Genomic DNA, 8,430 nt, shown 5'->3' with positions numbered 1-8,430 from the left:
ACTCTTTCCCTACACGATGCTCTTCCGATCTCCTTCTCGTAGTCGGCGGCCGGGGGCAGCTTGTCGAGCAGATCCTGCGGAATCTTGCCGGCCTTGGCCATCGCGTTGAAGCGGATCGGGTGGCAATAGCCCTTGAGGTAGGTCAGTTGGCCCTCGTCGGAGTAGATGTACTCCATCCAGAGCTTGGCGGCGTTCGGATGCGGCGCGTAGGCGCTGATCGCCTGGACGTAGACGCCGGCCAGCACGCCCGTCTTCGGCACCACGACCTCGACGGCCGGGTTGCCGTTCAAGGTGTCGCGGCTCGACAGGGCGTTATAGTCCCAGCGGATCATGATCGGCGTCGTGCCTTGAGCGAGCGAGGCCGGCTTGCCGATGACGGGCACGAAGTTGCCGGCCGCGTTCAGCTGCTTGAAGAAGTCGAGGCCGGCATCGGCGATCTCGGTGGCCGAGCCGTTCGGCGACTTCGAGAGACCTGCGGCGTAGACGGCCTGGATCGCCTGCGCCGAGGCGCGCGGGTCACCGGCGAGCGCGACCGAGTTGGCATAGTCGGACTTCAGGAGGTCGGCCCAGTCCTGCGGCACGCTAGACACGATGTCCTTGTTCACCTCGAAGGTGAGCACGCCGTAGTAGTCGCCGTACCAGTAGCCGTCGGCATCCTTGGCGTCGGCCGGGATCTCGCCCCAGGTCGCGACCTTGTAGGGCTGGATCAGCTTGTCGGTCTTGGCCTGCGGGCCGAACGACAGGCCGACGTCGATCACGTCGGGCGCCTGCGGGCCGGTGTTGCCCTGGTTCGCCTTGATCGCCTCGATCTCGTCGGCGGAGCCGGCGTCGGGGTTCAGCTCGTTGACCTGGAGACCGTACTTCGCCTTGAAGCCGGAGATCATCTCGCCGTAGTTGCACCAGTCGTGCGGCAGGGCGATCGTGGTGAGCGAGCCTTCCTTCTTGGCGGCCTCGACCAGTGCGTCCATCCCTTGCGCCTGCGCGCCGGTCGCGGCAGCGGCCAGCGCGAAGCTCGCGAGCACCGCAAGCGACACGCCCTGTTTCAAAGTCCCGATCATCCAGCTCTCCTGACGTTGTCCTGCGATGGGCATGCCGCGCCAACAGCGCTCAGCCTCCGGCCGAGCGGGGACTATCACCGACGCGTGACAGTTCCGTGTCGCTCGCACCGGGCCGAGATGCCGTTGCGTCCGGCGGCTATGTGAACGGGAAAACGCGGGCGGGGCAAGAGGCACGGGGGGTGCCGTCCCCGGCTTTGGCGCGCTTGGGCGCCAGACACGAAAAAGCCGGCCACGAGGGCCGGCTTCGTCGGGTGCGGTTCCGATGGACCGAGGCTACTGGATCTTGCGCCCGTCCGCCCGGCTCTTCAGGAGGCTCGCCACCGTGGTCACCACGAGAATGCCGATGATGACCATGAGCGACTGCTCGATCTCGATGTGCATCCAGGACGGCACCGCGATCGGCTCGCCGCCGTTGAGGAAGGGCAGCGTGTTGGCCTCGACGGCGTGGACGATGAGCTTCAGGCCGATGAAGGCGAGAATCAGCGACAGGCCGATGCCGAGATAGACGAGGCGATCGAGCAGCCCGCCGATCAGGAAGTAAAGCTGCAGGAGGCCGAGCAGCGCGAAGGCGTTGGCGGTGAAGACGATGTAGGGCGCGTCGGTCAGGCCGTAGATCGCCGGGATCGAGTCCAGCGCGAACAGGAGGTCGGTCATGCCGAGCGCCAGGATCACGATGAACATCGGCGTGAACAGGCGCTTGCCGTTCTCGATCACCCACAGCTGGTTGCCGCGATAGTCGTCGGTCGTGTTCAGGTGGCGCTGGAAGTACTTCACGATCGAGTTCGGCTCGTACTCCTCGTCGGTCGTCTTCTGGTGCTTGAGGCTCTCGACGATGAGTTTCCACGCCGTCCAGAGGAGGAACAGGCCGAAGAGATAGAACACCCAGGAGAAGCGCTCGATCGCCGCCGCGCCCAGCGCGATGAAGATGCCGCGCATGACGAGCGCGATCACGATGCCGATGAGCAGCGCCTTCTGCTGGTAGGCCCGCGGCACGAGGAAGCTCTTCATGATGATGACGAACACGAAGAGGTTGTCGACCGAGAGCGACTTCTCGGTCACGAAGCCGGCGAAGTACTCGATGCCGTGCTGGCGGTCCCAGAAGTGCCAGACGCCCCAACCGAAGAGCAGCGCCAGACCGACGTAGAAGGTCGACCACAAGGCCGATTCCTTGAAGGTCGGCTCATGGGGCTTTCGGACGTGGGTGAGGAAGTCGAAGACGAAGAGGGCGCCGATGGCCGCGATGGTGGCCAGCCACACCCAGGTCGGCACGACGTCGGGCGAGACGCCCGTCACGGCCGTTTGTGCCGCCGCATCCGAAAGTGTTTGCTCCAACGATCCCTCCTAAGCGCCGCCCGTCCTGGATGCGGCTTCGAAACTGGTAAAGGCCGCAGGGGCCGCGCTCTCGCTTGCATAGCTGGGACGATCGCGACACCTCGCAACTCCCCGAACCCATGCGTGCGGCCGCTTAGGTGTGCAATTGCTGCCGCAATGCAACATCCCGCCGCCACAAATCTTGACGATGGGAGAGAAGCGGAGAAACGGCGGCGCCGGAGGTTTCGGACTAACCGGTTGAATCCAGGGGATTGCGCGCCGTTACTTGAAAGCCATCACGCTTTGTTGAGACCGGCGTGTTCGCGAAGCTTGGCGATATTGTCACGGTAGCTTACTTCCGTACCGCCCCGATAGACGGCCGAGCCCGCGACGAACGTGTCGGCGCCGGCCGCCCGGATCGCGCCGATCGTGTCGGGCGCGACGCCGCCGTCGACCTGGAGCCGGATCGGCCGGTCGCCGATCAGCACGCGCAGGCGACGGATCTTCTCCAGCGCCGCCGGAATGAAGCTCTGTCCGCCGAAGCCGGGGTTCACCGTCATCACCAGGACGAGGTCGACGCGGTCGAGGACGTATTCGATCGCGGTCTCGGGCGTTGCCGGATTGATCGCGACGCCCGGCTTGCAGCCGAGCCCGCGGATCGCCTGCAGCGTCCGGTCGAGATGGGTCGAGGCCTCGGCGTGCACGGTGATCCCGTCGCAGCCCGCCTTGGCGAAGGCCTCAAGATACGGGTCGGCCGGCTCGATCATCAAGTGCGCGTCGAAGAACTTCTTCGAGGCGCCGCGCACGGCCGCCACGACCGGCGGGCCGAAGGTGATGTTGGGCACGAAATGCCCATCCATCACGTCGAGATGGATCCAATCCGCGCCCGCCCGGTCGACGGCGGCGATCTCCTCGCCGAGCCGCGAGAAGTCGGACGACAGGATCGACGGCGCGATGAGGATGTCGCCGCCCACCTCAGATGCCCCCGATCGGGCGCTGGCCGAAGAGCGACGAGGTCTCGGTGAGGCTGGAGGGGTCGGCCATCACGCGGGCGAACTCGACGACCTCCTCGCGCGAGCCGAAGACGACGGGCGTGCGCTGGTGCAGCCCCTCCGGCACGATGTCGAGGATCGGTTGGAGCCCGTCGCTCGCCGCCCCGCCCGCCTGCTCGGCGCAGAAGCCGACCGGGTTCGCCTCGTAGACGAGGCGGATGCGGCCGCGATCGTAGCCCTTCCGGCGGTCGCCGGTGTAGATGTAGATGCCGCCGCGCACGAAGATGCGGTAGGCGTCGGCCACCATCGAGGCGACCCAGCGCATGTTGAAGTCGCGCCCGCGCGGGCCCTCCGCGCCCTCCTGGCAGCGCTCGATGTAGAGGCGCACCGGCTCGTCCCAGTGGCGGGCATTGGAGGCGTTGATCGAATATTCCTTGGCGACGGCGGGAATGTTGAGCGGCCCCATGCGCGTGAAGGCGCCGGTCTCGGGCGACCAGCCGAAGGCGTGGGTGCCCTCGCCCAGCGTCACCACCAGCATGAGGCGCGGGCCGTAGACGAAGAAGCCGGCCGCCAGCTGCGCGCGGCCCGGCTGCCGGAAGACGCTCGACGGGTCGGCGCGGTGCGCGTCGCCGACCGGCAGGATCGAGAAGATCGTGCCGATCGACACGTTGGTCTCGATATTCGACGAGCCGTCGAGCGGGTCGATCGCCATGGCAAGGCTTGCGCCCTCGTTCAGCACCACCGCCTCGTCCTGCTCCTCCGAGCCGTAGAAGGCGACGGGTGCGGCTCTGGCGGCATCGAGGAAGAGGCGGTCCGCCTCGCGGTCGAGCACCTTCTGGATGTCGCCGCCGCCGTTCGGGTCGCCCGCCGGGCCCGTGGCCGCGCCCGCATCGCCGGTCGCGCCGGTCGAGATCAGGCGCTGCAGCGAGCCTGCCGCCTCGGCCAGCCGTTCGATCAGCGCCGCGACGTCGCGCTGGCGGGAGCCGGCCGCCGCATGGGCCTCGAGATATTGCGTCAGCGTGCTCATGCGTCCTCCGTCGAAACCGTGGTCGGCCCGGATTAGCGGATGGGACACGCCCGCGGCAAACGGAAAGCGGGTCTCAAGGCTCGGGCGACAGGAGCGGCGCCCGGCGCAGCGCCCCGAGATCGGCCGAACCGGTACAGAAGCAGGCGATCCGCAGCTCCTCGATCACTTGCATGAAATGGGCGACCACCGCCTCGCTCGAGCGGTCCGCCGCCGGCAGGCCGGCCGCGGCCTGGCCGACGAGGTCGGCGCCGAGGCGAATCGCGCGCGCGGCGTCGAGGCCGTTGCGCACGCCCCCGGAGCCGATCACCACGGTCTCGGGACAGGCGGCCCGCACGTCCTGAATAGCGCGGGCAGTCGGAATGCCCCAGTCGGAGAAGAGAAGGGCGGCGGCGCGCGCCCGCGGGTCGGCGGTCCGCTCGGCCTCGATCGCCGCCCAGCTGGTGCCGCCGGCGCCCGCGACGTCGATCGCCGCCACGCCGGCATCGACCAGCCCGCGTGCGAGCCGGCCGGAGATGCCGGCGCCGACCTCCTTGACCACGACCGGAAACTCCACGGCCTCGACCAGCGCCGCGATCGCGGCGAGGACCCCGCTCCAGCGCCGGTCGCCGCCCGGCTGAAGGGCCTCCTGCAGGGGGTTGAGATGGACGATCAGCGCGTCGGCCTCGATCATCGCGACGGCGCGCCGCGCCTCGTCCGGTCCCCAGCCCGCGACGAGCTGCGCCGCGCCGATATTGGCGAGGATCGGCGCGTTCGGGGCGCGGCGGCGGAGCCCCGCGTCGAGACCGCCCGCGCCCCGCCCTTCCAGCGCGATGCGCTGCGAGCCGACGGCGATCGCGAGGCCGAGGTGATCGGCGGCCTCGGCAAGGCGCGCGTTGATCGCGCCGGCCCGCTCCGGCCCGCCGGTCATCGACGAGATCAGGATCGGTGCACGAAGCGTGCGTCCGAAGAGCCGCGCTCCCAAATCGATCGCGTCGAGGTCCAGCTCGGGCAGGGCCGCGTGCTCGAAGCGCACGGCGTCGAAGCCGGTGTCGGCCTGGCGGCCGGCGAGGCGCGGCGACAGGACGATGTCGAGATGGTCGCCCTTGCGGGCGGCGATGCCGCCGGTCTGCTCGCCCATGCCCGTCCCGTTCCTCGTCCCGCCGTCCAATCGAGCCTCCCGCATGCCATCGTCGGGCGTGAGGCGCGCTACGTCGATTCGTCGCATTCCGTCCCCCTCCCGGCCCGGCGGCTTTCAGCGACGCCGGCCCGTGCTACAACTTCGTACAGAACTCTGCCCACGGTGACATCCGGCATGTCCCGCGCCGAAAGTGACGAAGACGCGATGACCCTCTCCACCAACGGCCCGAACACCCTTCTTCTCGCCCGGATCGAAGCGCGGCTGATCGAGCTTGTGCCCGTGGTTCTGGCGGGCCAGCAGGGGCTGGAGGCGGCGATGCGCGACAGCCTGCTGGCGCCCGGCAAGCGCCTGCGCCCGCTGATCGCGGCCATGGTGGCGCAGGATCTCGGCGGCCCGCTCGACGCCGCGCTCGACGCCGGCTGCGCGGTGGAGATGGTCCACGCCGCCTCGCTGATTCTCGACGACCTGCCCTGCATGGACGACGCGGCGCTGCGGCGCGGCCGGCCGGCGATCCATCGCGGACACGGCGAGGACGTCGCGGTGCTCGCCTCGATCGCCATGCTGACGGAGGCCTTCGCCGTCCTGTCGCGGATCGAGGGGCTGGCGCCCGAGCGCCGCAATGCGGCCGTCGGGGTGCTGGCCTCGGCGGTCGGATCGCTCGGCCTCGTTGGCGGCCAGTACCAGGACCTTCGCGGCGGCCGCGGCCCCCGCTCGGCGCAGGACATCGGCGACGCCAACGGCCGCAAGACAGGCGCCCTGTTCCTGTCGGCCGTCGAACTCGGTGCGATCGTGGCCGGTGCGACGCCCGGCCAGCGCGCCAATCTCTCCGCCTTCGCGGGCGAGCTTGGCCTCGCCTTCCAGTTGATGGACGACCTTCTCGACCTCACGTCGGACCCGGCCGCGATCGGCAAGGACGTCGGGCGCGACGCCGGCAAGTCGACGGTGGTGGCGCTGGTCGGCGTCGAGCGCACGCAACGGCTGGTGGAGCGTCACATCGGCACCGCGCGCGCCCATCTCGAGACGGTCTTCGGCGCGAACTCGCGCCTCGACGCGCTGGTGGTGCGGCTGGCGGGCCTCGGCCGCGCCACACCGGCGACCGCCGCGCCGGCGATCGAACAGGAGAGCGGCCGGCGCTGACGCAGCGCGAGCTGCCGGCCGCCGCGCTCGTATCCGGCCCTGACAGTTCGCAATTTCCGGTACACGCTACGGTTTTTTTCACGTCGCCATGACCATGGTGGACCGTCAACGGAGAGCCGTTCATGGTCCTGTCCACCTGCCTCGTGCTGGAACACCAGCTGACGCTCCTCGTCCTCGCGGCCGTCGTGTGTGCCTGCGGCGCGTTCGTGACCATGACCCTGTTTTCGCGCAGTCGCTCCTTCGAGGGGATGGCGCGGATCGGCTGGCTGTTCCTCGCCGCGATCAGCGCCGGCATCTCGACCTGGACGACGCATTTCATCGCCATGCTCGGCTACCGGCCCGACGTCCCGGCGACCTTCGATCCGTTCCTCACCGTCCTGTCGATATTGGTGGCGATCATCGGCGCCGGCGTCGCGCTGGTGCTGTCCGGGCGCGTTCCGACCCGTCTTCGCACGGCGGTCGGAGGCGTGATGCTCGGCCTTTCGGTCGGGGGCATGCACTATCTCGGCATGTTCAGCTATCAGGTCGCCGGCGTCGTTCACTGGAACGGCGGCGTCGTCGGCCTCTCGCTCGCGGCCTCCGCGGCCTGCAGCACCGCAGCGCTCTGGATCCAGCGGCGCTCGGCCGGGCGCCGGCGCGAGTTGATGTCGGCGGGCATGATGTCCCTCGGCATTCTCGCGCTGCATCTTCTCGGCATGGAGGCCGTGATGGTGACGCCGCTCGCCGTGCCCGACATGGCGGCCGGGGTCGCCTCGACGGGTGTCGCGCTCGCGATCGCGATCCTTGGCCTCCTCATCGTCGGCACCGGCCTGTCGACCTCGATCATCGACATGGACGAGCGGAACCGGGCGGACCGGTCGCTGATCGACCTCGCCTACCGCGATCCCCTCACCGGCCTTCCCAACCGCCGCGCGCTACAGCTCAAGATGGACCAGGCGCTCGCCGAAGGGCGCTGGTTCAAGCTGATGATGATCGACCTCGATCACTTCAAGACGATCAACGACACCTACGGCCACGCGACCGGCGACAAGCTCCTGTGCGAAGTGTCGCGGCGCTTCCAGGCCGCGATGGGTCCGGGCACCTACGGCTACCGCATCGGCGGCGACGAACTGGCGGCCCTCGTCTTCGACAACCCGGGATCGGCGGCACAGATGGCGCACGAGTTCGGTGCGGCCCTGCGCGAGCCGATGGAGATCGACGGGCACCAGATCCTGTCGGGCTGCTCGATCGGCATCTGCAGCATCGAGAACGCCGAGGACGCCGACACGATCACCCGCCGGGCGGACGCCGCGCTCTACGAGGCCAAGCGCCGTGGCCGCGGGCAGGTCGTGCGCTTCACGCCGGGTATGCGCGAGGCCGACCGGCAACGCGCGCAGATGGAGGGCGATCTCCAATCCGCGGTGGAGCGCGACGAGTTCCGGCTGCACTACCAGCCGATCGTCGACCCCGAGACGCTGGCGATCCGGGGCTACGAGGCGCTCCTGCGCTGGACGCACCCGATGCGCGGCCCGGTGTCGCCGGCCGAATTCATTCCGGTCGCCGAGGCCTCCGGCGCGATCGTGCCGATCGGGCGCTGGGTGCTGGAGGCGGCGTGCCGCGCGGCGTCGGCCTGGCCGTCGGAGCTCTATGTCGCCGTCAACGTGTCGGCGCTGCAGCTCCGCTCGATCCGCTTCCCCGCCCTCGTCGCCCGGACCCTCGCCGAGACCGGCCTGCCGCCGCAGCGCCTGACGATCGAACTGACCGAGACCGCGATCGTCACCAATCACGACGAGGTGGCCTCGATCCTGA

General features: G+C 69.3%; 6 protein-coding genes. 2 read left to right on the top strand and 4 right to left on the bottom strand.

Features of this window, described 5'->3' with window-relative positions; genetic code table 11:
* Positions 1 to 1,331 precede the first annotated feature (1,331 nt).
* The 4 genes from QZ753_RS11295 to fni all read right to left on the bottom strand — a co-directional run bounded on the left by QZ753_RS11295 (position 1,332) and on the right by fni (position 5,505).
* Positions 1,332 to 2,390 (bottom strand): TerC family protein, encoded by a 1,059-nt coding sequence (locus tag QZ753_RS11295; protein WP_294643780.1) that lies wholly within the window; start codon positions 2,388 to 2,390, stop codon positions 1,332 to 1,334.
* A 275-nt stretch (positions 2,391 to 2,665) separates the two neighbouring features.
* Positions 2,666 to 3,343, bottom strand: a complete 678-nt coding sequence (rpe, locus tag QZ753_RS11290; protein WP_294643778.1) for a ribulose-phosphate 3-epimerase — start codon at positions 3,341 to 3,343, stop codon at positions 2,666 to 2,668.
* A gap of 1 nt (position 3,344) precedes the next feature.
* On the bottom strand, positions 3,345 to 4,388 hold the full coding sequence (locus QZ753_RS11285; protein WP_294643777.1) for a class 1 fructose-bisphosphatase: 1,044 nt from the start codon (positions 4,386 to 4,388) through the stop codon (positions 3,345 to 3,347).
* Between the two features lie 73 nt (positions 4,389 to 4,461).
* Positions 4,462 to 5,505, bottom strand: a complete 1,044-nt coding sequence (gene fni, locus QZ753_RS11280; protein WP_294643775.1) for a type 2 isopentenyl-diphosphate Delta-isomerase — start codon at positions 5,503 to 5,505, stop codon at positions 4,462 to 4,464.
* A gap of 204 nt (positions 5,506 to 5,709) precedes the next feature.
* Between fni and QZ753_RS11275 the strand changes: the two genes are divergently transcribed.
* Positions 5,710 to 6,642 carry a polyprenyl synthetase family protein gene (locus QZ753_RS11275; RefSeq protein WP_294643773.1) on the top strand — a complete coding sequence of 311 codons (933 nt, stop codon included), beginning with the start codon at positions 5,710 to 5,712 and terminating at the stop codon, positions 6,640 to 6,642.
* A 122-nt stretch (positions 6,643 to 6,764) separates the two neighbouring features.
* Positions 6,765 to 8,430, top strand: a 1,666-nt coding sequence (locus QZ753_RS11270; protein WP_294643771.1) for a bifunctional diguanylate cyclase/phosphodiesterase, incomplete at its 3' end; no start/stop codon positions are given.

This window comes from uncultured Aureimonas sp., from assembly GCF_913775355.1.
Classification (GTDB): Bacteria; Pseudomonadota; Alphaproteobacteria; order Rhizobiales; family Rhizobiaceae; genus Aureimonas.
The sequence above is the reverse complement of the archived record's forward strand: the minus strand, read 5'-3'. Positions and strand labels throughout refer to the sequence as shown.

What these genes read in the sequence shown, in the direction of transcription:
- QZ753_RS11285 (WP_294643777.1), bottom strand. Translation starts at nt 4,388, where the DNA reads ATGAGCACGCTGACGCAATATCTCGAGGCCCATGCGGCGGCCGGCTCC.
- fni (WP_294643775.1), bottom strand. Translation starts at nt 5,505, where the DNA reads ATGGGCGAGCAGACCGGCGGCATCGCCGCCCGCAAGGGCGACCATCTC.
- QZ753_RS11275 (WP_294643773.1), top strand. Translation starts at nt 5,710, where the DNA reads ATGACCCTCTCCACCAACGGCCCGAACACCCTTCTTCTCGCCCGGATC.